The following is a 22,113-nucleotide window of genomic DNA, read 5'->3' as shown; positions in this document are numbered from 1 at the left end:
GTCAAATCAGGTTTTAGTTAAATCAACAAGACGGGGCTGGCAAGGGCAATCACTTCCCTTGAGGATAATCATAATATCGCACCGCCAGCCCATCACTCTACAAGGAAAGGATTGCAACATGACCACACAAGTAAAGCATTACATTGACGGCGAGTTTATCCAAGGTACGGGCACATCACAGATTATTGTCACCAATCCCGCGAATAACTCGCCGATTGCTGTGATTAATGCTGCCACTAGCGAAGAAGTTCACGCTGCGATTGCCAGCGCCAAAGTGGCCTTTAAAACCTGGAAAGAAGTGCCAGTGTCTGAACGTGCACGCGTTATGTTGCGTTATCAACATCTGCTAAAAGAACATCACGACGAACTGGCGACCATTCTTGCCAAGGAAACCGGTAAAACCTTCGAAGATGCCAAGGGCGATGTATGGCGCGGTATCGAAGTCGCTGAACATGCTTGTAACGTAGCGTCATTATTGATGGGTGAAACCGTCGAGAACGTCGCGCGTTCAATTGACACTTATAGCTACACTCAACCGCTCGGTGTGTGTGCCGGTATTACGCCATTTAACTTCCCTGCGATGATCCCGTTATGGATGTTCCCATTGTCGATTGCCTGCGGTAACACCTTCATTTTAAAGCCTTCAGAACAAGATCCTATGACGCCGCAGCGTCTGGTTGAGCTGTTTGTTGAGGCGGGCGCACCTAAAGGCGTATTGCAATTAGTGCACGGTGATAAAACAGCCGTAGATATCCTGCTGGCAGACCCTGCGATTAAAGCCATTTCCTTTGTCGGTTCTGTGGCTGTGGGTCAATATATTTATAAAACGGGTACCGATAACTTAAAACGCGTGCAAGCCTTTGCGGGTGCGAAAAACCACTGCGTTATCATGCCAGATGCAAACAAACAGCAAGTGATCAACAACTTAGTCGGCGCTTCTGTGGGCGCGGCGGGTCAGCGTTGTATGGCGATTTCGGTTGCCGTGTTTGTTGGTGCCGCGAAAGAGTGGATCCCAGAATTAAAAGAAGCGTTAGCCAAAGTTCGCCCAGGTTTATGGGACGATAAAGAAGCGGGTTATGGTCCGGTTATCAGCCCAGCCGCTAAGGCGCGAGTGCTTAAACTTATCGCCCAAGGTAAAGCCGAAGGCGCCGAGTGTTTACTCGATGGCAGCGATTTTACCGTAGAAGGTTATGAATCCGGTAATTGGATTGGCCCAACCATGTTCGATAAAGTCACCACTGAGATGAGCATCTACAAGGAAGAAATCTTTGGCCCTGTACTCTGTTGTATGGAATCAGACTCCTTAGAAGCCGCTATCGAATTAGTCAACGCCAGCCCTTATGGCAACGGTACGTCTATCTTTACCGCTAGCGGCGCGGCGGCCCGTAAATATCAACACGAAATCGAAGTCGGCCAAGTGGGGATTAACGTGCCGATTCCTGTGCCATTACCTTTCTTCTCATTTACCGGTTGGAAGGGCAGTTTCTACGGCGATCAACATGCTTATGGCAAGCAAGCGGTGCGTTTCTATACCGAGACCAAGACCATCACTTCCCGCTGGTTCGAGTCTGATATCGCCGTAGCTTCAACGCCAAATATGAGCATTAACCTACGCTAAGCTCGGTGATTAATCGATAAACCACGGCGTCTTTACGGCGCCCAATTTATTCAATAAAAAAGTGACCACAGAGTCATAGGAGAGCCAAATGGATTTTAATTTCAACGATGACCAACGTCAGTTTGCCGATCTTGCGCGCCAGTTTGCCGCGGAAGAATTAACCCCGTTCGCCGCCAAGTGGGATGAAGAACATCATTTCCCCAAAGACGTGATCCAAAAAGCCGGTGAGCTAGGTTTTTGCTCTCTGTATTCGCCAGAATCCGAAGGTGGCATGGGCTTATCGCGCCTCGATGCCTCGATTATTTTTGAAGAACTTGCCAAGGGCTGCACCGCGACCACGGCCATGCTGACCATTCACAATATGGCGACTTGGATGGTGACGACTTGGGGCACTGAAACTCTGCGTCAGACTTGGTCTGAGCCGTTAACCACTGGGCAGATGTTAGCGTCATACTGTTTGACTGAGCCGGGCGCGGGTTCGGACGCTGCATCTTTGCAAACCAAAGCGGTGCGCGACGGCGATGAATATGTGATTTCAGGCTCGAAAATGTTTATCTCGGGTGCGGGCGCCACTGAGCTTTTAGTCGTGATGTGCCGTACAGGTCAAGCTGGGCCTAAGGGAATTTCGGCCATTGCCATTCCGGCGGATGCCGCTGGTGTTATCTACGGTAAAGCCGAAGATAAAATGGGCTGGAATGCACAGCCGACCCGTCAAATCACCTTTGAAAACGTGCGCGTGCCAGTAGCGAATTTGCTCGGTGAAGAAGGCCAAGGTTTTGCTTTCGCGATGAAAGGCTTAGACGGCGGTCGCATCAATATCGCTACCTGTTCTGTGGGGACGGCGCAGTCGGCTTTAGAGCGCGCAACTCAATATATGAATGAGCGTCAGCAATTTGGTAAACCGTTAGCGGCTTTCCAAGCGCTGCAATTTAAGCTTGCCGATATGGCGACAGAATTAGTCGCAGCCCGCCAAATGGTGCGCCTTGCGGCCTTTAAACTCGATAGTGGTGATCCTGAAGCCACGGCTTATTGCGCTATGGCGAAACGCTTTGCCACTGATGTGGGGTTTCAAGTCTGCGATGCGGCGCTGCAAATTCATGGTGGATATGGTTATATAAGGGAGTACCCGCTGGAACGTCATTTCCGTGATGTGCGTGTGCATCAGATTTTAGAAGGTACTAACGAAATTATGCGCTTAATTATCGCCCGTCGTTTACTCGATGAAAATGCAGGACAAATCCTGTAATTCAACTCGCAATATGCGTGACTTACAGGTCGGCGATAACTGAAAAGGAGTCTATAAAGATGGAATATTTAGTTGAACGTATCGAAGGCCACACGGCGATTCTGACTATGAACAATCCGCCAGCCAATACTTGGACTGCCGAGAGTTTACAGGCGCTTAAAGCCAAAGTGCTTGAGCTGAATGCCAATAAAGATATTTACGCCTTAGTGTTAACGGGCCAAGGGCAAAAGTTCTTCTCCGCTGGCGCCGATTTAAAACTGTTTAGCGATGGTGACAAAGGCAATGCGGCAACGATGGCAAAGCATTTTGGTGAAGCCTTTGAAACCTTAAGCCAATTCCGCGGTGTGTCGATTGCCGCGATTAATGGCTATGCCATGGGCGGCGGCTTAGAAGTCGCGTTGGCCTGCGATATTCGTATCGCCGAAATTCAAGCTGTAATGGCATTACCCGAAGCGACGGTCGGTTTATTACCCTGTGCGGGTGGCACTCAAAATCTGACCGCATTAGTCGGTGAAGGGTGGGCTAAACGGATGATTTTATGCGGCGAGCGTATCGATGCGACTCAAGCATTGAATCTACGTTTAGTGGAAGAAGTGGTCGACACAGGCGAAGCGCTTAATGCGGCAATCGCCTTAGCCGTCAAAGTGGCGAATCAAAGCCCAAGCAGCGTGACTGCATGTAAGACTCTTATTCAAGCGGGGCGCACTATGGCGCGTAGCCAAGCGCTACCGATTGAGCGTGAGTTATTTGTCGGATTATTTGATACTGAAGATCAGGCCGAAGGCGTGAATGCGTTTTTAGGGAAACGTAAAGCTGAGTGGAGAAACCGCTAATGACGAATGTAGTAGATAATGACGTGGTCGAGCATGTCGCAAATCAGGTCACGACCACACAAAATGTGGTGTTTCAAACCTTAGCCACTGCTTCTGGCAAATTGGTTGGGGTGGTCACACTCAATGTGGAAAAAGCCCTCAACGCCTTAGATTTAGTCATGGTGCGCGCTATGACGGCGCAGCTTAATCTGTGGAAGAAAGATCCCCTTATTGCTTGCATCGTATTAGATGGTAGCGGTGAGAAGGCATTTTGTGCCGGGGGTGATGTGCGCGCTTTATACCATGCTTCCATTGCCGCTAATGGGCAAGTGACTGAGGAAGCAAAGGTTTTCTTCGAAGAGGAATATCGCCTCGATTATCTACTGCATACCTTTGGCAAACCTGTGTTGGTGTGGGGCGATGGCATTGTCATGGGCGGCGGCCTCGGTTTGATGGCGGGCGCGAGCCACAGAGTCGTTACCGAAACTTCTCGTATCGCTATGCCTGAGGTGACTATCGGCCTGTATCCCGATGTGGGCGGCAGTTATTTCCTTAATCGTATGCAGGGCAAGATGGGATTGTTTTTGGGATTGACCGCCTATCAACTCAATGCCGCCGATGCCTGTTATGTGGGCCTTGCGGATCATTACCTGAACCGCGACGACAAAGAGCTGATGTTTGATGCCATGGCAACCTTAGATTGGAGTGATACGCCAGCTCTTAATCATCAACGTTTAGATAGCATGATCAACGAGCTGTCTAATCAAGTGGATATTCCTAAGGGCGACAGTGTATTAGCCGAAAGCCAAGACATAATTGACAGGCTTATGGCGGGCAGTCTGCAGGATATTGCAGCACGCATGTCAACTTTGGTATCGGAAGAAAAGTGGTTAATGAAAGCGCGGGACACCTTCCTTGCGGGTAGCCCTATCAGCTGGCACTTGGTTTATATCCAAGGGCAGTTAGGGACTAAGCTAAGCTTAGCTCAATGTTTCAAATGGGAGTTAACCGCGAGTGTTAACGTGTGTGCCCACGGTGATTTCTGCGAAGGCGTTCGTGCACTCTTGATTGATAAAGACAAGAAACCGCAATGGCGTTTTAAGGATGTTAACTCAGTACCCACAGCGGTACTTGAGCAAATATTGGCTTCCCCATGGGGCGAGGCGCATCCCTTTAACCAACTGAGTTAAGCGTTTAAGGGCCGAGTTGGCTAAGCGCTGTGTTTATCTGCTTAGCCAAGCTCGCTTTACTCTGTGATAAAGTCAGCATAATCAATTTGATAGTATTATCACAACACTAAAAAGAACAACACAGGAGTGATGGCATGAGTACAGTAGCCTTTATCGGTTTAGGTAATATGGGCGGCCCAATGGCGGCCAATTTATTAAAAGCAGGCATGACGGTTCGCGTCTTTGATTTAGTCCCAGAAGCTATGCAGCAATTGGCTGAAAAAGGCGCCTTAGTATCAAGTACAGCCTGCGGCGCTGCAGCGGGCGCAACAGTGGTGATTACTATGCTGCCTGCGGGCAAGCATGTGAAAAGTTTATATTTAGGCAATGGAACAGACAAAGGTCTGCTTGAAGTGGTTGCGGGTGATACCTTGCTCATCGATTGTTCAACCATCGATGCGCAAAGCGCACAATTAGTGGCGGCCGAAGCGGCTAAAAGCGGCATCGAATTTATGGATGCACCAGTTTCTGGCGGCACGGCAGGCGCGGCGGCGGGTACTTTAACTTTTATTTGTGGTGGCTCGGATAACGCTTTTGAACGTGCGCAGCCCGTACTTAAGGCTATGGGTGTGAATATCTTCCACGCAGGCGGTCCAGGGGCGGGGCAAGTCGCTAAAATCTGCAATAACATGCTGTTATCTGTGTTGATGGTCGGTACTTCCGAAGCCCTGCAAATGGGCGTCGATCATGGTCTCGATCCCAAAGTGTTATCCGATATTATGAAGGTCAGCAGTGGCGGAAACTGGACGCTAGAGAAGTACAATCCCTGCCCAGGCGTGATGGAAACAGTGCCTTCTTCTAAGGGCTATCAGGGTGGCTTTATGGTAGATTTGATGGTCAAAGATCTCGGTCTGTCACAAGAAGCTGCATTATTGAGCAACTCTAGCACGCCAATGGGCGCTTTAGCCCGCAGCTTGTATGTTAATCATGCAAGACAAGGCAATGGTCGCCGAGATTTTTCCAGTATATTTGAACAATTTGCACCACTTAAAAAATAGACACAGATAACAAGGGATCACCAGATGGATTTAAAAGATAAGGTTGTCGTCATTACTGGCGGCGCGGGTGGCTTAGGCTTAGCAATGGCGCAAAATTTTGCGCAGGCGGGTGCTAAGATAGCGCTTATCGATGTGGACCAAGAAAAACTCGAGCGAGCCTGCGCTGAGCTTGGATCGGACACTGAAGTTCAAGGTTATGCCTTAGACATTACCGACGAAGAAGACGTCGTCGCGGGTTTTGCCTATATTCTCGAAGATTTTGGTCAAGTGAACGTGTTAGTGAACAACGCCGGTATTCTGCGTGATGGCATGTTAGTCAAAGCCAAAGACGGCAAAGTCACTGATCGTATGTCTTACGAACAATTTCAATCGGTGATCAATGTGAACCTGACCGGCAGTTTCCTCTGTGGCCGTGAGGCCGCAGCGGCCATGATTGAATCGGGTCAAGCGGGGGTGATTGTTAACATCTCTAGCCTTGCTAAGGCGGGTAATATGGGCCAATCAAATTACGCGGCCTCAAAAGCGGGTGTTGCGGCTATGTCTGTTGGCTGGGCGAAGGAGTTAGCGCGCTACAATATCCGTAGTGCAGCCGTAGCACCAGGTGTGATTGCGACCGAGATGACGGCAGCAATGAAGCCAGAAGCGTTGGAGCGTTTAGAGAAACTCGTGCCTGTTGGCCGCTTAGGTCATGCCGACGAGATAGCTTCTACCGTACGTTTTATTATTGAAAACGATTATGTTAACGGTCGTGTGTTTGAAATCGATGGTGGTATCCGTCTTTAGAGCGATATCTTATTGATTTGCATAAAAACCGAGCTTAGGCTCGGTTTTTTTATAGGGTAAATAAAGATAATGGTTCTTCTGCTCTAGCTTTCGGATTTATTTAGATTTCACTGTTGGAGTTGACATTTAGTTGTTAACCTTCAACAATCGCTCTCCCGTTTTTTTACATAACTTTACAAACATGTTGATCACATGTAATGGAGCTTGAAATCCGGATGTCTTGGCAGGAAAAAGCCCACTGGCTTGAGAAAATCACTAAGCGCATGATGTTGATCGTGGGTATCTTAGGGTTGGTTGTGATTTATTGCGGTTTCTTTTTTCTGCTCTTTAGTGGCCGCTCTGTGGCCGTGATCCCATGGTTTTTTCTTATCTCACCTTGGGTGTGTATTTATTTTGGTTTAACGCAAGTACAACAAGTGCAAGTGGTAAATTGGTTCTTAAAAAAATTTAAAAAATAACTAATTTACACATAACTCATTTCTGCAAGTTCATATTTTGTTTCGGTTTGTGCAGTTGGCAAACATTGGGGAGAAACAATGAAGCTACATGGATATTTATGGATGCTGGGGGGCTTATTTTGTTTAGGTGCTTGCGAGCGCTCGAACAAAGAGACGCCGCATCTTAGTGATAATGGCGCGCGCATAGTTGCGCCCTATGGTAGTTGGCAGTCTCCGCTATCGGCGACTGAAGTTTTTGAGCAGGCCGATAATGTGGCTGAGTTGCAAAGCGTTGATGGTGCTATTTATTTCTCTGAATCTGATGGTGAAAAACAAGGCCAAGTCGGCATTAAACGCCTCGATCAACGGGGAAAAATTACCGACATAGTGCCGCCTGCGTTTAATGTTAAATCCGCCGTTCATGAATACGGTGGTGCCGCCTTTTTGGGGATTGGTCAGAGTCTGTTTGCCACTAAGGCACAGGACCAACTGTTTTATCGTTTTGCCCCTAATCAACCCCCATTACCTTTAACGCCAAATGGTACTCGTCATGCAGATTGTATTGCTTACCCCAAAGGGTCGAGGATTATCTGTGTGCGCGAAGATCATCGTCAAGCGGGTGAGCCTAAGGCGAGTCTTGTTACCATTAATCTTAATTTTGCCGGTGAAGGCGATACCTTTGTTTCGGGCCATGACTTTATTTCTTCGCCAGCCATCTCGCCCGATAACAGCCAACTGGCGTGGATCACTTGGGAACATCCCTATATGCCATGGGATAATAGCGTGCTCTGGCTTGGGGATCTGGACCGTAAAGGGCAATTACACAATATTCGTAAGGTAAACACGCCCGCGGACTCTTCAGTGTCGCAGCCGTTATTTAGCCCCGATGGGCAATTGTATGTCGTATCGGATATCAGTAACTGGTGGAATATCTATCGAGTCACGGCACAAAATACCTTAGACCCAGTGCTAAAGAAAAAGGCCGAGTTTGCGGTAGCTGATTGGTATTTAGGCAATCATAACTATGCCTTTGAATCCGAAAAAACAATTATTGCCAGTTATATGCTTGGTAGTCAGGCCGTTTTAATTCGACTGCATCTAGATTCAGGCCTGACCGAATCTTTGGCCGTCGACTTTGGTGAAATCACCCAAGTGATCCGAGGGGAAGATGCTGTTTATTTTGTCGGCGCTAAGGCGACGCCAGAGAAGGGCATTTATAAAGTGATCGGTCGTGGTACTGAGTTGGTGTATACCCCTAACTTACCAAAACTTAATCCCAATTATATCTCCCGTGCTAAAAATATTACTTTTAAAACAGGTGCTAACCAGCAAGCTTACGGTTATTTTTATGGTCCGGTTAACCCCAACTATACTGCGCCTAATGATACCCGTCCGCCCTTGATTGTAATGTTACACGGCGGTCCTACGGCGCGTGCGAGTCTGGCTTATCGCAGTGACATTCAATTTTGGACCAGCCGAGGCTTTGCGGTTCTCGATGTTAATTTCCGTGGTAGCAGTGGTTTTGGCCGTGCTTATCGTCAAAGTATCTACGGAAAATGGGGCCAAGTTGATGTGGAGGATGCGGTCAATGCGGCCCGTTATTTAGTCGATAAGGGCTGGGTTGATGGACAAAAGCTGGCGATTCGAGGTGTTAGCGCTGGTGGGTTAACTGTGATGTCGTCCTTGGCATTTTATGATGTATTTCAAGCGGGGGTGAGCTATGCGGGGATCAGTGACTTTGAACAGCTCGCCAAGAGTACCCATAAATTCGAGACTGGCTACTTAGATCTGCTCATCGGCCCCTATGGTGAAAATCAAGCCCGCTATAGGGAACTGTCGCCCCTGCATCACCTTGAAGGATTGAATGAGCCTTTATTAATTTTTCAAGGATTACGTGACCAAATCGTGCCACCACAGCAGTCGCGGCAGATTTATGAGGCGTTAAAAGTGAGAGGCGTACCCACGGCTTATATCGCTTATCAGGATGAACCCCACGGCGGTTGGAAACCTGAGCACAAGGCCGCAGGATTAGAAACTGAGCTTGCATTTTATGGGCAAGTGTTTAACTTTACCCCTGCGGGTAAGCTTGCAACACTGGTACTGGATAACGCCGCAGCGCTAAAGCCAACTATAGTGAGAAGTCAATAACGTGGTATTTACCGTTATTGAACTTGGCCATCACTATTGCGATTGGCTTTACCGCAACACTCAGAGCCAGCATTTTGCTGGCTCTTGTGATTTTCGAGGCTGCCATGAGTCTCGTGGCTTAGGCTGTCGATAATGGCGCAGTGGGGCTGATCGCCGCCTTGGCATTGGGTCACCATGTGCTGCAATTGCGCCCTAAGCTGCTGTAACTTATTGATTTGCTCTTCGACATAGGCAAGATGAGTTTGGGTAAGCTGCTTAACGTCCTCGGCATTACGGCTTTCATTGCCCTTAAGACCAAGCAAGGATTTGCAATCCTCTAGTCTAAAACCTAAGTCGCGACATTGATGCACAAACTTAAGTGCTTCAATATCTTGATGGCGATAAACTCGATAACCCGCCTCATTGCGCTCGCCGCACACTAAGCCAATATCATGATAATAACGGATACTCTTAACACTTAAGCCCGTTTGTTTCGCCACTTCACCTATCTTCATTTTGACCTCTATTTTTCCAACTGAATGGTATCACCCATTTCGCCCAGCAATTAATTGTCGATGTGATCACATTGAGCAAATTCATCCTTGACTCTCCAGTGATGGGAGACTTTATCTTAGACCTATAGTGTGAAACATCAAGTGAGGGATCTCCCATGTCTATGACCAGACTCTATGTCGCCAATATGAATTGCGCTGGCTGCGTCGCAAAAATTGAAAAGGCGTTTGCCGCCCAAGATGGCGTCGAAGCGCGTGTGAATCTCGCCGATAAGCAAGTGACGGTAGAAGGCAAGATGAGCGCTGATACCGCCTTGGCTGTGATGGCAAATGCGGGTTATCCGGCGCAGGTCGTTATTGATGCTAAAGTCGCCGCCGAAGAAAAACGCCTTGAAGATGCCGCCGAGTATCGACTGCGAATGCGCCAAGCTATAGCCGCGCTCGTTGTGGGTGTTCCCATGATGCTGTGGGGATTACTGGGCGGTGAAATGATGATCAACAGCCCAAATCTGCAGCTAGGCTGGGGCATCATGGGACTGGTCACTTTGGCTTTACTTATCACCACAGGCAGACATTTTTATCAAGGCATGTGGCGGGCGCTCAAAGCCAAAACCACCAACATGGATACGCTGATTGTGCTGGGCACCAGTACCGCATGGGCCTATTCCATGTTGGTGGTCATTATGCCCAGCGCATTCCCTATGGATACCCGCCATGTGTACTTTGAGGCGAGTGTGATGATCTTAGGTTTGATTAACTTAGGTCATGGACTCGAGCTTAAAGCGCGGGGCAAAACCAGCGAAGCGGTGCAGCGACTGCTCGGGTTGCAATCCACTACTGCGATTCGTATTACGGATAAGGGAGATGAAAAGGTTGAGATAAGTCAGTTGAAACTGGGCGATAAGCTGCGTTTGCGCCCCGGAGACAGAGTTGCCCTTGATGGTGAGGTCGAAACAGGACAATCCCTACTTGATGAAGCCATGCTCACAGGTGAGCCTATTCCAGTCCTTAAAAATCGGGGAGATAGTCTGAGCGCGGGCACAGTCAACGGCAATGGCAGCCTAGTTTACCGAGTGACGGCTGGGCAACAAGATACTAAGCTTGCCAAAATCATTGCACTGGTGCAACAGGCACAAACGTCAAAATTACCCATAGGTCGACTGGCCGATAAGATCTCCGCGGTATTTGTCCCTACTGTGGTGGCGATAGCACTACTGGCGGCGGCTATTTGGTATTTTGCTGGTCCAGCGCCCGCCTTAAGCCATGCGTTAGTGGTGCTGACGAGTGTGCTTATCATAGCTTGTCCCTGTGCGCTGGGGCTGGCTACGCCTATGTCGATCATGGTGGCTGTGGGCCGCGCAGCCCAAATGGGCGTGTTAGTTAAAAATGGTGAAGCGTTGCAAACCGCCAGTAAAGTTGACTGTGTGGTGCTGGATAAAACCGGCACTGTTACCTTAGGCAAGCCGCAAGTCACTGACTTTGTATTAGTACAAACACTGAGTGATGCCGATAAAGAAACCTTGCTGGGCGAAATCGCAAGCCTTGAGCAGCACTCTGAGCATCCGTTAGCGGGGGCGATTGTCAGTTATGCCAAGGAATCACTGACGCAATTGCCCGATACACAGGCATTTACGAACCATCAAGGTAAGGGGATTGAGGGTAAGGTCGATGGCGTATCGCTGGCGATTGGTAATCTCGCCTTGATGACGGCATTGGAGATTGTCAATTCCGATGGCAGTGCCTTAGATCCTAACGCGACATTAAGCTTTGCAAATCAAGGTAAAACCCCAATTTATGTCGCCAAAGCGGGCAAGTTAGTGGCCACTATCGCGCTGGCTGATCCGATTAAACCCGATGCCAAAGAAGCCATCGCGGCCATGCTGCAAAGGGGTATTCGCGTGGTGTTGTTAACGGGGGATAACCCACAAACGGCGCAGGCGGTGGCCGACCAAGTGGGCATCACCGAAGTGATTGCCGGCGTACTGCCCGAGCAAAAACAACAACATGTGCTGGATTTACAAAAGCAAGGGCATGTGGTGGCTATGGTTGGGGATGGCATTAATGATGCGCCAGCTCTGATGAGCGCCGATGTGGGGATCGCGATGGGATCGGGCACTGAGGTGGCAATTGAAAGTGCGGATATCACCTTGCTGTCGCAGCAATTGATAGTGATTGCTAACTTATTGGCATTGTCGCGGGTGACGATTATCAATATTAAGCAGAATCTGTTCGGCGCCTTTGTGTATAACAGTTTGGGTATTCCGGTTGCGGCGGGCGTGCTTTATCCACTTACGGGCATGTTATTAAGCCCTGTGATCGCGGGTGCAGCCATGGCTTTGTCTTCACTGACTGTCGTCACGAACGCCAACCGCTTAAGACGACAGAAGTTATAAGTTGTCGATACCTAAGCTAACTTAAAATGTTGAAACGGGTATCTTGAGCTAACTCTGGGCTATGTCCACATTAACACTTACCACATAAGTCTTTAGCAGATAGCCCCTAAGCAGATAGTCCTTTAGCATCGCCAAGCTTTGCGACGCTAAGGGTCATCCGATTGTCATTCTGCTCGAATACATTGAAAGCTAAGCCAATAAGGTAAAATTAATTACGCTTCTCATACAGGCATAGTGCGGCGATCTCGGCATTCCCTCTGGCTTTCTAGCCGCCTTTTTAGTTGATAATTTAGCCCAAACTGCTATAGTGCCACGTTTATTTTTACCCCTTCGGCATAGCGTTATTTGGTTTATGCTTATTTAAAGCGGCGCCAACGGGCTCGGCCAACATTACTCGATTTGGAAGTTCATTTTGATCACAACAGCAAATATCACCATGCAGTTCGGCGCTAAGCCACTGTTTGAAAACATCTCAGTTAAATTTGGCGGTGGTAACCGTTACGGTCTTATCGGCGCGAATGGCTGTGGTAAATCGACCTTCATGAAGATCCTGTGTGGTGATCTAGACCCTAGCAGCGGTAACGTCTCGTTAGATGTGAATGAGCGTCTGGGTAAATTAAGCCAGAACCAGTTCGGTTATGAAGAATTCAACCTGATCGATACCGTGATCATGGGCCACCGCGAACTGTGGAAGGTAAAGCAAGAACGTGACCGTATTTATTCTTTACCCGAAATGAGTGAAGAAGATGGCATTACCGTCGCCAACCTAGAGATGGATTTTGCTGAGATGGACGGTTATACCGCCGAATCCCGTGCAGGCGAATTACTGTTAGGTGTAGGTATCGGTATTGAAAGCCATTTTGGTTTGATGTCTGAAATCGCTCCGGGTTTAAAACTGCGTGTATTGTTAGCACAAGCCCTGTTCTCTGATCCAGACGTGCTGCTGCTTGACGAACCTACCAACAACTTGGACATCGACACTATCCGTTGGTTACAAGATATGTTGAACCAACGTAGCAGTACTATGGTTATCATTTCGCACGATAGATATTTTTTAAACTCAGTCTGTACTCATATGGCTGACTTAGACTACGGCGAACTGCGCGTTTACCCTGGTAACTACGACGAATACATGCAAGCAGCGACTCAAGCTCGCGAGCGTTTATTGTCTGATAATGCGAAGAAAAAAGCCCAGATCTCTGAACTGCAAACCTTCGTAGCACGCTTCTCGGCTAACGCTTCTAAGGCGAAACAAGCCACATCTCGTGCTCGTCAAATCGACAAGATTAAGTTAGATGAAGTAAAAGCCTCTAGCCGTGTGAACCCCTTCATTCGTTTCGAGCAAGAGAAGAAATTGTTCCGTAATGCCTTAGTGATTGAAAACCTAACGAAAGGCTACGACACTCCGTTATTCAAAGACTTAAACTTAATTGTTGAAGTGGGCGAGCGCATTGCGGTATTGGGTGAAAACGGCGTCGGTAAAACAACCCTGTTACGTACCCTGATCCATGACATCCCGCAGGATGCAGGTACTATCCAATGGTCTGAAAACGCTAACATTGGTTATTATGCACAGGATCATGAGTCTGATTTCGCTAACGAAATGACCTTGTTCGAGTGGATGAGCCAATGGCGCAAGCCAGAAGATGACGACCAATCGGTACGTGGCATCTTAGGCCGTATGTTGTTTGGCTCTGACGACATTAAAAAGTCAGTCAAAGTGCTGTCTGGTGGCGAGAAAGGTCGCATGTTATTCGGCAAGCTCATCATGCAAAAAGCCAACATTTTAGTGCTCGACGAACCGACCAACCACATGGATATGGAATCGATTGAATCACTGAACAACGCGCTGGAAATGTACGAAGGGACCTTGATTTTCGTGAGTCATGACCGTGCATTCGTATCGTCTCTGGCAAACCGTATCCTTGAAGTCACTCACTCAGGCGTGAATGATTTCAGAGGCACTTACGATGAGTTCCTTGCCAGCAAAGGCATTGAAGTCTAACGCTATTTGTTATTTAGCTGCATGTGTAAATACATGCATTTAAATACATGCATTTAAATACAGTGCAGCTAAATGCAACATCAATAAAAACGCCGCAATTCATTGCGGCGTTTTTGTATCCATTGGCTGTCTTTTTATCTAGCGATTAGCTTTTCGCCCACTCGATTTTAGTGCATTGGTGGCACTCGTTAGGGCGCTGACTCTTGCTGCACATAAATCAAATTGTCGGTATTAAAGCCGCGGGCTTTAGACATTTCAACAAACTTTTGCAGCACCTCGGGTGGCACTGTCGGGGTTTTAGCCAATAGCCACAAATAACCTGTGTCGGGTCCCGATATAAAAGCGTATTGATAGTTTTCATGATCTAATTCGAAGACCACATACGATCCATAAAATGGCCCAAAGAAGGAGACTTTCAAATAGCCTTCTGAATCCCCATTCACAAAATAGGCCTTTCCTTCGGCTTCTTTCCATTCGTCTTTAGCCGCGGAAAATCCACGGTTAATGACTCTAACACCGCCATCCTCTTTCAGGCTGTATTCTGCGCTAACTTGGCTTAAGCCTCTTTCGAATGAATGATCTAATCGTGCAATTTCGTACCATTTACCTAAGTATTTATTCAGCTCAAAATCATTAACGGGTTGAACCAATTTAGGCATGCCTAAACAACCGCTGAGCAAAAATATACTAATGACTAACAGTAGCTTTCTCAATTTGACCTCCTGATCTTAAGTCTTAGTCGCACGTCTTAAGTGCAATGTTCAATCAATCCGCTATCGAGCTTACACTATTTTCTTCACATTATTTCAGCTACTTGGCAAAGGTTGTTGGTTACTCGCTCGCAACTCGCATTTTGCGCTGACTGATAAAGCCTTGGCTAATGCCGGCCAGAATAATCAAGCCGACACCGCTTAATTGCATGGGACTCAAGGTTTCACCAAATATCCACCATGCTAGCGTCACTACGATAACCGGTTCCACATAGGCGAGGGTGCCAAAAGTGACAGCAGGCAATTGGCGTAGGGCTTTTACCGCCAGTAATATTGCTAAAAATCCGGGGAGAATCCAATCGCAATTAACCAACCCATTTGCGGTAAACTTGGCGTTAGCGGTGCATTTATCACTAAGGGCAGTAGGCACAAAGCGCCGACACTAAGCTGCACTAAAGTGCTTTGATAGGGCGAGCTCAGGCTAGGTTTTCGGTTGATTAACATAAAACCGCAGTAGGTTAATAAAGCGAGTAGGGCATAAAAATAGCCTAATAATTCAGTGTGATTGCTCGCTTGCTGCGGCCCTGTTGGGAGCATTAACATAAAGCCCACCAGCGCGACGACCACGCTTGCCATGCTTAAGCGGGTGAGTTTTTCGGCAAAGAAATAATGGGCGAAAATAGCCGACACCACAGGGGCTAAGTAAATAATCATGATCACATTGGCCATTTGGGTGTACTGAATGGCTTCAATGTAAAACGCCATAAAACCCGCGAGCATAGCGCCGTTATATACCCAAGCTACCTCAAGATACGAGTTTCAGAGCGCCTAGGGTGCTTCAATTCAAGGCGCATCAATGACAGAATGTCGGCTACCTTTTGAATTGATGCAACATGGAAGTGTAGTGCCCTAGGCGCTCCGTCCCGGCGGTTTTTAACGCACTTTTTGCTGTGTTGGTTATTTTTAACTTAGTCCACTAGGTCCGCAAATAACCGCCTTGCCTAAAGTGTGTTAAATTTCCGCTGAATCCTGCATCTTGAGGTTGTTTGGGTATAAGTTGCGTTTGCTGGGTCTATGGCGAATCTGATGGCCTTTCCCTGTAAGCCAATAGAAATAGGGCACCGAGCAGTAAGCGGTAGAAGGTAATGTGTTCGGCGGGCAGGGCGGCAAAGCGCGCTAATACACCGATTGTGCCCATAAGAATGGCCGCCAATAGGGCAAAAATGATAGGTAAAGCTGAGCTTGGCATAGGCAACCTGTAGCTGAAGAATTTAAGGGATTTAAGGGGCGACACCGTCCTGTGGACGGCGTCGATTTTGCCTTAAAAACTCACCCTAGGCTATGCCGATGTATTAACTTAGATAATGCTTTTACGTGAGCGGAAATGGTTAAAGCTATCTTGGCTGTAGGCCGCCTTAATCCGTTTTAACGCAGCGTAATTGTGGTCAAAGTACACATCTGTTGGAATGGCCTTATCTTTGAAACTGATAAAAGCGCCCGAGGTGTTGGGGATGTCATAGTTTCGGCTGGCATCAATCCAATCGAGCGCACGATTAATGCGGGTAAACACTTGGCTATCGTGCAATTGTTGTTTCTCTTGCAGGGCGTTATTCCACCAAGTTTGATATTGAATCGTGTATTGTCTGTCCTTGTAGGGGAAGGCGCTGCGACTCTTTTGCTCTTCGCCCATAGTGCGATAATAATCACCCGCAATGGCGCCAAGGGTGACATAGGTAAATAGCCCCAATTGGCGATTACCTTCAAGCACATAGCGAGAGGTTAAGCTTTCAAGCAGTGGCTTATAACCGTCCCTGAGCCCCGTTTGATTCACTAAGCGTGAGGTGACTTTATGGGGCGCGGGTTCATCCACATCGGTTGGATTAGGTGAGCGGCTTATGCCTTGTAAGTCAGCTTGCAGATGATGAAAAGATTCCCTTTCCCAACTGGGCATTAGGTTTTCACCGTAGGCTTTGGTAAGTCCGCCCATACCCTCAATGCGAATATCATTGGGCACTAGGCCAAATTCATTAAATTGTGTCTGGATAAAGTGGTTTAGGCTGGCTGAATTACCCTCCCAAAAACCATACATCAAGCAGTTATGCGTAATTGACTCAGTGTCTATGCCGGGTGTTTTGTGTTGTTCTACGGGTAAATGTTTGGCATTAATCTTGAGATTAGTGCCAATCAAACAGCCAGTGCTGTCGGCATTTATGATGGCTTCCCAGCGCTGTAAAATGTCTTTGGTTGGGGTGTGCTCAATGAGTTCATGGGTTTGTTTATCGTAGCAATTCCATTCTAATTCAAACTTGATAAGGCAAGGCGGTAGTGGAAAGGTTTGAACAAAAAAGCGGGTCACTATGCCGTAACTTAACCCACCGCCACCCTTGAGCGCCCAGAGTAACTCAGGTTTATTGGCAACAGAGACGACTTGGGTTTCACCAATGCCGAGGACAATTTCTGCCTGTAATAGGGATTCGCAGCACATGCCGTATTTGCGGGTCCAAGGTCCTGAGCCGCCTCCCATAATAAATCCCGCTAAGGCAACGCTGCCGCTTGTACTATGGGGGATCATCACGCCTTGTTTGGCAAGGGCTGTGGTGAGTTCGATAAAGCGATTGCCTGGGCCAATGGCCGCAATACCTGTGATGGGATCTAAAGTGAGGCTATTCATCTTCAGCAGATCTAACACTATGGTATTGGTCTCAGTGCTTTCTCCTTCGTGATCATTCCCCCCCGAGCGCACGCTGATCGGCAAGTTATAATCGATGGCCGCTTTATAGGCGATTTTGACTTCTTCAGTTGACGTGCATTTGATGATCGCCAGTGGTTTTTTTTGTAATCTGCGGTTGAACAGTTGGCAAGCCTGTTGGTAGGCAATCATTTGCTTACCCGTGCTGACCGAGAGTTGCTGCTCACTATAATAATGGCCACCGGTAATAATATTATCGGCCGGAATGTGTGCGCGAACTTCATTGATGAAATTAACAAAGTTTTTGGCTTGAGTGATCACTAAGTTTTCACTAATACGCACTTCAGCACTTAATTCTTCTTCGGTCGATTGAATAATCAAACAATCCCGTTCGAGTTCATTTGCAACGGTGACTTTAATATTGGAGCGATAGGCTGTCAGCGATTTAAACACTTCAACATTGAGTGTAATATCCGCTTGATTACTCGCCGTGTAATTAACTAAATAACTAAAATTTGGCCAAGTGTTATAGTTACATTCAATAATATAGGCTCGGCGTTCGTGGGGCGGAATAATCTTAGGCAATTGTTGATTATAGGTGTTGCTATCCGCAGTGGTTTTTATGAATTGATATTCAGTGTCATTAAATATGACCAGCAGCACTTTTTGTCTTTTAAGTGGGATAAAGTTTTCACCACGAATATTATGTGCATCTTGATGCTGGTAAATGTAAAGGTTATTTTCGCTAATCGATCTTTGTTGCGCTGGATTACGGTAATAGTCAACGATTTCAGTTCGGGTTAATAATCTATTAAGCAAGGTGATGCCAAATATTTCACCATCGAAATGTGTATCGCGATGATTCGGTAAAGACACGTTTTCAATTAAAAACTCATTGTCGGCAACCAGTGACAGGTTATTGAGTTGTGTATGGGTAATTTCACCATCCACATAACAACTGATTTCATGGTATTCATGGCAGATAGACAATAAGTGCCACTGACCATCGTTGAGTCCACCTAAGGTTGATATTGCTTCAACTCGCAGTAAGGTGGTATTAATCACGCATTCAATATGCCCTAGTGAATTAATATCCACCGCGAAATAGGTATCTTCTCGATCGGTTTTATAATGGAACACACGCCCACCTGCGCTGGTTTTCAACCAACACTGGTAAGTGAATATGGCAAGGGGTGACGTGCTTACGGGTAAGCTTTTTTCAATCACTGCCCGTATATTTCTTGATGCCTCAAGCTTGTCCATATTCATGAGTCCTTTCGTGTGCTTTGCGTGTTTTCCTCAATGCGCTAAAGCGCCTACTGAGGTCATTCATCCCGTTGTTAATCAATTGCGGGTAACTAAGCCGCGGGTAACTATGTTTTGGGTAAATCAGTTTTGGGTAAATCAGTTGCGGGCAAACAAGTCGCCAATTAATAGGTATTAAAGCGATGTATTGATCCTGTCACGGCCATCGGCTTTGGCGCGATACAATGCGGTATCGGCGGCGCATAGCATGGCGAGTGAGGTACGGAACTGGCCATTAATTTCGCTCGCAATCCCTTGGCTCGCGCTCACAGAGACATAATCGCGCAGCCCTTGCTCGGTAAAGCGCAGGTCATTAATCCCTTGCTGCACTTTTTGGGCAATCGTTAGTGCCATTTTGGCATTGTGGCTTGGTAGAATTAGCGCGAATTCTTCGCCGCCGTAACGCGCTGCTAGTCCAATTTCTATCGGTACTATGTCAGCAATCACTTTGGCAATCTTACGTAGGCATTCGTCCCCTTGGATATGGCCGAATTGGTCGTTGAACACTTTGAAGTAATCCACATCGATAATCACCACGCTGATCGGGCGCAGCTTACCTGTGCATTCTTCCCAATAGTGATGCAGCATTTCATCAAAATATCGGCGGTTCGCCAGTCCTGTCAGTGAATCTGTGGCGGCCAATTTACGTAGTTTTTGATTTTCCGCTTTGTGCTTCGTCAAATCGTGCATCATCATCACAAACAGAGGTTCATGACTTGGGATGTAGGAAATGGAGAGCTCAACATCTTTTGCTTTACCTGAGGCGGTAATGAGGGTGATTTCTTCGGCGGAGTGCTGCACTGGAATACCGCAATTTTTGCCTAATTTAATATCATTGCTCAGCAGATTGTCGTAGCGAGCTTGATGGTGTTCGGTCAAAAAGTTGCGCCAATCTTGTCCCTTCAAACTGGCCTGCGGGCACGTCAGTAAGTCAGCACCTTTGCTATTGCTAAAGTAAATGTAACCTTGGGCATTGACGATAATCACCGGCTCAGTCAGATGCTGAATAAATTGTTGAATCGTTTCAATCGAGGCATGTTCGAAGAAGGTTAACGGCAACGAAGGTTCGACCAAGCCTTGCTGCGCAGTGCACTGTGAACCATTGCCTTCACCCACAAGTGATAATGGATGTTGTGAACGTGTCAGTTTAGGTGAGCTTGTCATTGTTATCATTCTCCGTGAACCTAATGTCATCTGCGCTAAGCGCTTTTCTGATGATGACTTTATTCTTCGCAAAGAAAAGATACCTTCTGCTTACCTTCCGATTTAATCTATTGTTTATAAAGGTTTTAAATTTACTCTTCTCACGGTAAATTCTCAGGTTTAGCTGAAACGTGCGAGGTTTTTGGGCATGGCTAAGTTGAAAGAGCGGTACCCATGAGTGGATTTTTGGCTATTAAGCGGCAAGCGCAAAGGATTTTAGTGTCGAAATTTAACTGCAGATAAAGAGTGAGGAACGGTTCGTTTACCCTAAAGGTTGATTTGGATGTAGAGCTTCGCTACTCGATTTTCCTCTACACCATTTACCACCTTGCTGAAGTTTGAAAGCGCACATCGCATCCCAACGACCACTGATGCCACTGTACTGGCGGCGAAAATCTTTAGCAGAGCTGAGCCAAGCATCTGATGCAATCCCTAACTCATTGAGCAGTTTTGGTCGCTGATTATCGATAAAGCCTTTTTTATCATGGCGAATGGCGCGGCCAGTCCAATCGATAAGTTCCAGATAATCCGCAAAATGAAAAGGGATGCCCGTTTGTTGACTAGAGTGTGTCGCCGCATCGAACTTGGCGAGAGATTTGTTTATCGTTTGAGGCTTATTTTTTGCGGATTGGACTGATGCTTGCGGTGAGATGATGGTGTTATTTACCTGCTTGAGTGCACTAATTCTTTCTTGGATCGAGGTGAAATCAGAAGATTGCAAAGAATCGGCAATGCCAGCTCGAATAGGATTCAAATCAACGTACATCATACACGCTAGTAATGCTTGCTCATCTAACAGTGCTTGGGATTTAAAACGGCCTTCCCAGAAGGCACCTTTGCACTCATCTTCTCGATTTGCGTTACGGGCAATCTCTTCATTTAGGCATCGCATAAACCAAGAGATACACTGCTTAATCGCTCTTGCCACTCGGCAATTAAGGCATCGAGTAACATGCGTTCACCGTCGATTAATGCATCACCATTCATATATTTAGTGGCAATAGCATGGCCTTTGGTGATTTGACACCAGCGACTGATAATGTCTCTTTGCGTTAACGATTTAGCCTTCTCCACGTCAATCTTAAGCACTAAATGATAGTGATTGCTCATCACCGCATAGGCGCAGATATCGATACAAAAGATGGTGGATAATGCTTTGATTTTATCGACAATCCAGCCACGTCTATGCTCATAACTGCGGCCTGTGAGTTTATCCTCACCGCACAGAAAAGCCCTTCTGACACAGCGATTTATCACATGATAGAAGGGCGTTGTATTAGCATCGATAAGCATTCTTCTGGCCGAGGTCATCATCCGCTCCAAACAGACGCAATCAAGATAATGTAAAGGCTAGTATAAGAGGGGATAAAGCACAAAAAGACATGGCTGTCCCCGCTTTTTCCCCGCTTTTGCCATGGGAAAACGGAGGATAAGCGGATGTCTTGTGAGAAATGCTCCGCCGTAGCAGCAGAGCATTTTGAGCTCATTTCAGGAGGCATTTATCTAGAAAAGATATGGCTGTCCTGAGATAAATAAATCATGGCTGTCCCAGCTTTTTTCAGCTTTTTTTCTAGGAGGCACTTATCTCGAAAAGATATGGCTGTCCCAGCTTTTTCGCTTCGGAGAAAAATCTTTTTTCCCGCTTCTACTAATCTTCTCGATTGATAATCTCTGGGTCAGGGCTGAGGAGCATTAGGGTATTGCTAGTATTTGTTAGTACAAACTGAAACTTAGTTGTGCCCGGAGTATGGTTCATATCAACCATCTGTAATAGGGTTCCATCGCTGCTAAGGGTCATCGCATCTATGATGCCATCAAAGGGAGTTAAAAAACCTGCGCCTACGAATTTAAGTCCCTTACCTGTTTGGTCATCGAGTAAATAAGTAATAGTACTGGCAACAGTAATAGTCATATCACCGGGGCATTCTGTACCTTCTGCATCAGTGTAAGTGAATACGGGTTCTCCATTTTCAAGCTTTACTGTGACTTTAATATATTGAGCCTGTCCATAAATGTCTGACATTGAGTGTTTCCTATTTTGTTGGT

The 22,113-nt window shown here is 47.0% G+C and carries 16 protein-coding genes and 2 pseudogenes; 10 read left to right on the top strand and 8 right to left on the bottom strand.

Features of this window, described 5'->3' with window-relative positions:
• Window positions 1-118 precede the first annotated feature (118 nt).
• From HQQ92_RS12685 to HQQ92_RS12650, 8 genes are all read left to right on the top strand, one after another.
• Window positions 119-1,618: a CoA-acylating methylmalonate-semialdehyde dehydrogenase gene (locus HQQ92_RS12685; RefSeq protein ID WP_173245778.1), complete on the top strand. Its 1,500-nt coding sequence runs from the start codon at window positions 119-121 to the stop codon at window positions 1,616-1,618.
• An 88-nt stretch (window positions 1,619-1,706) separates the two neighbouring features.
• Window positions 1,707-2,864: an acyl-CoA dehydrogenase family protein gene (locus HQQ92_RS12680; protein ID WP_113938930.1), complete on the top strand. Its 1,158-nt coding sequence runs from the start codon at window positions 1,707-1,709 to the stop codon at window positions 2,862-2,864.
• Between the two features lie 59 nt (window positions 2,865-2,923).
• Window positions 2,924-3,697, top strand: coding sequence for an enoyl-CoA hydratase (locus HQQ92_RS12675; RefSeq protein WP_173245775.1), 774 nt, complete (start codon window positions 2,924-2,926; stop codon window positions 3,695-3,697).
• A complete protein-coding gene (locus HQQ92_RS12670) occupies window positions 3,697-4,866 on the top strand; it encodes an enoyl-CoA hydratase/isomerase family protein (RefSeq protein ID WP_173245772.1) in 1,170 nt (389 codons plus the stop codon). Before HQQ92_RS12675 ends, HQQ92_RS12670 begins: the two co-directional genes overlap by 1 nt.
• A 134-nt stretch (window positions 4,867-5,000) precedes the next feature.
• On the top strand, window positions 5,001-5,903 hold the full coding sequence (gene mmsB, locus HQQ92_RS12665) for a 3-hydroxyisobutyrate dehydrogenase (RefSeq protein WP_173245769.1): 903 nt from the start codon (window positions 5,001-5,003) through the stop codon (window positions 5,901-5,903).
• Window positions 5,904-5,927: 24 nt separating this feature from the next.
• Window positions 5,928-6,686: an SDR family oxidoreductase gene (locus HQQ92_RS12660; protein ID WP_011846385.1), complete on the top strand. Its 759-nt coding sequence runs from the start codon at window positions 5,928-5,930 to the stop codon at window positions 6,684-6,686.
• Between the two features lie 215 nt (window positions 6,687-6,901).
• A complete protein-coding gene (locus HQQ92_RS12655) occupies window positions 6,902-7,144 on the top strand; it encodes a hypothetical protein (protein ID WP_028760560.1) in 243 nt (80 codons plus the stop codon).
• A 78-nt stretch (window positions 7,145-7,222) separates the two neighbouring features.
• On the top strand, window positions 7,223-9,271 hold the full coding sequence (locus tag HQQ92_RS12650; RefSeq protein ID WP_028760559.1) for a S9 family peptidase: 2,049 nt from the start codon (window positions 7,223-7,225) through the stop codon (window positions 9,269-9,271).
• Between the two features lie 14 nt (window positions 9,272-9,285).
• Here HQQ92_RS12650 and HQQ92_RS12645 read toward each other — a convergent pair whose 3' ends face one another.
• Entirely contained in the window at window positions 9,286-9,765 is a 480-nt protein-coding gene (locus HQQ92_RS12645) for a MerR family DNA-binding protein (protein WP_173245766.1), read from the bottom strand.
• 155 nt (window positions 9,766-9,920) lie between these two features.
• On the opposite strand from HQQ92_RS12645, the gene HQQ92_RS12640 reads away from it, so the two are divergent.
• Together HQQ92_RS12640 and HQQ92_RS12635 are read left to right on the top strand one after the other, a co-directional pair.
• Window positions 9,921-12,155: a heavy metal translocating P-type ATPase gene (locus HQQ92_RS12640; RefSeq protein ID WP_173245763.1), complete on the top strand. Its 2,235-nt coding sequence runs from the start codon at window positions 9,921-9,923 to the stop codon at window positions 12,153-12,155.
• Window positions 12,156-12,567: 412 nt separating this feature from the next.
• A complete protein-coding gene (locus tag HQQ92_RS12635) occupies window positions 12,568-14,160 on the top strand; it encodes an ABC-F family ATPase (RefSeq protein ID WP_081729050.1) in 1,593 nt (530 codons plus the stop codon).
• Between the two features lie 188 nt (window positions 14,161-14,348).
• Here the strand turns inward: HQQ92_RS12635 and HQQ92_RS12630 are convergent, their stop codons facing one another.
• From HQQ92_RS12630 to HQQ92_RS12600, 7 genes and pseudogenes are all read right to left on the bottom strand, one after another.
• Window positions 14,349-14,873 carry a lipocalin family protein gene (locus tag HQQ92_RS12630; protein ID WP_168823132.1) on the bottom strand — a complete coding sequence of 175 codons (525 nt, stop codon included), beginning with the start codon at window positions 14,871-14,873 and terminating at the stop codon, window positions 14,349-14,351.
• A gap of 118 nt (window positions 14,874-14,991) precedes the next feature.
• A pseudogene (locus HQQ92_RS23940) lies at window positions 14,992-15,659 on the bottom strand (DMT family transporter); the annotation flags it as partial.
• Window positions 15,660-15,942: 283 nt separating this feature from the next.
• The gene (locus HQQ92_RS12620) at window positions 15,943-16,119 is read right to left on the bottom strand and encodes a hypothetical protein (RefSeq protein ID WP_375539962.1); all 177 of its coding nucleotides are present in this window, start codon (window positions 16,117-16,119) and stop codon (window positions 15,943-15,945) included.
• A 108-nt stretch (window positions 16,120-16,227) separates the two neighbouring features.
• Window positions 16,228-18,822 (bottom strand): FAD-binding protein, encoded by a 2,595-nt coding sequence (locus HQQ92_RS12615; RefSeq protein ID WP_173245760.1) that lies wholly within the window; start codon window positions 18,820-18,822, stop codon window positions 16,228-16,230.
• A 177-nt stretch (window positions 18,823-18,999) separates the two neighbouring features.
• Window positions 19,000-20,028: a diguanylate cyclase gene (locus HQQ92_RS12610; RefSeq protein ID WP_173245757.1), complete on the bottom strand. Its 1,029-nt coding sequence runs from the start codon at window positions 20,026-20,028 to the stop codon at window positions 19,000-19,002.
• A gap of 301 nt (window positions 20,029-20,329) precedes the next feature.
• Window positions 20,330-21,378 (bottom strand): annotated as a pseudogene (locus HQQ92_RS12605) (transposase).
• Between the two features lie 337 nt (window positions 21,379-21,715).
• The gene (locus tag HQQ92_RS12600) at window positions 21,716-22,090 is read right to left on the bottom strand and encodes a DP-EP family protein (RefSeq protein WP_113938918.1); all 375 of its coding nucleotides are present in this window, start codon (window positions 22,088-22,090) and stop codon (window positions 21,716-21,718) included.
• Between the last annotated feature and the right edge of the window lie 23 nt (window positions 22,091-22,113).

Source organism: Shewanella sp. DC2-4, assembly GCF_013248875.1.
GTDB lineage: Bacteria > Pseudomonadota > Gammaproteobacteria > Enterobacterales > Shewanellaceae > Shewanella > Shewanella oncorhynchi.
Note: the sequence above shows the minus strand (reverse complement) of the source record. Positions and strands in the feature narration are given on the sequence as shown.

What these genes read in the sequence shown, in the direction of transcription:
- HQQ92_RS12685 (WP_173245778.1), top strand. Translation starts at nt 119, where the DNA reads ATGACCACACAAGTAAAGCATTACATTGACGGCGAGTTTATCCAAGGT.
- HQQ92_RS12650 (WP_028760559.1), top strand. Translation starts at nt 7,223, where the DNA reads ATGAAGCTACATGGATATTTATGGATGCTGGGGGGCTTATTTTGTTTA.
- HQQ92_RS12655 (WP_028760560.1), top strand. Translation starts at nt 6,902, where the DNA reads ATGTCTTGGCAGGAAAAAGCCCACTGGCTTGAGAAAATCACTAAGCGC.
- HQQ92_RS12645 (WP_173245766.1), bottom strand. Translation starts at nt 9,765, where the DNA reads ATGAAGATAGGTGAAGTGGCGAAACAAACGGGCTTAAGTGTTAAGAGT.
- HQQ92_RS12670 (WP_173245772.1), top strand. Translation starts at nt 3,697, where the DNA reads ATGACGAATGTAGTAGATAATGACGTGGTCGAGCATGTCGCAAATCAG.
- HQQ92_RS12680 (WP_113938930.1), top strand. Translation starts at nt 1,707, where the DNA reads ATGGATTTTAATTTCAACGATGACCAACGTCAGTTTGCCGATCTTGCG.
- mmsB (WP_173245769.1), top strand. Translation starts at nt 5,001, where the DNA reads ATGAGTACAGTAGCCTTTATCGGTTTAGGTAATATGGGCGGCCCAATG.
- HQQ92_RS12610 (WP_173245757.1), bottom strand. Translation starts at nt 20,028, where the DNA reads ATGACAAGCTCACCTAAACTGACACGTTCACAACATCCATTATCACTT.
- HQQ92_RS12640 (WP_173245763.1), top strand. Translation starts at nt 9,921, where the DNA reads ATGTCTATGACCAGACTCTATGTCGCCAATATGAATTGCGCTGGCTGC.
- HQQ92_RS12675 (WP_173245775.1), top strand. Translation starts at nt 2,924, where the DNA reads ATGGAATATTTAGTTGAACGTATCGAAGGCCACACGGCGATTCTGACT.
- HQQ92_RS12660 (WP_011846385.1), top strand. Translation starts at nt 5,928, where the DNA reads ATGGATTTAAAAGATAAGGTTGTCGTCATTACTGGCGGCGCGGGTGGC.
- HQQ92_RS12615 (WP_173245760.1), bottom strand. Translation starts at nt 18,822, where the DNA reads ATGGACAAGCTTGAGGCATCAAGAAATATACGGGCAGTGATTGAAAAA.
- HQQ92_RS12600 (WP_113938918.1), bottom strand. Translation starts at nt 22,090, where the DNA reads ATGTCAGACATTTATGGACAGGCTCAATATATTAAAGTCACAGTAAAG.
- HQQ92_RS12620 (WP_375539962.1), bottom strand. Translation starts at nt 16,119, where the DNA reads ATGCCAAGCTCAGCTTTACCTATCATTTTTGCCCTATTGGCGGCCATT.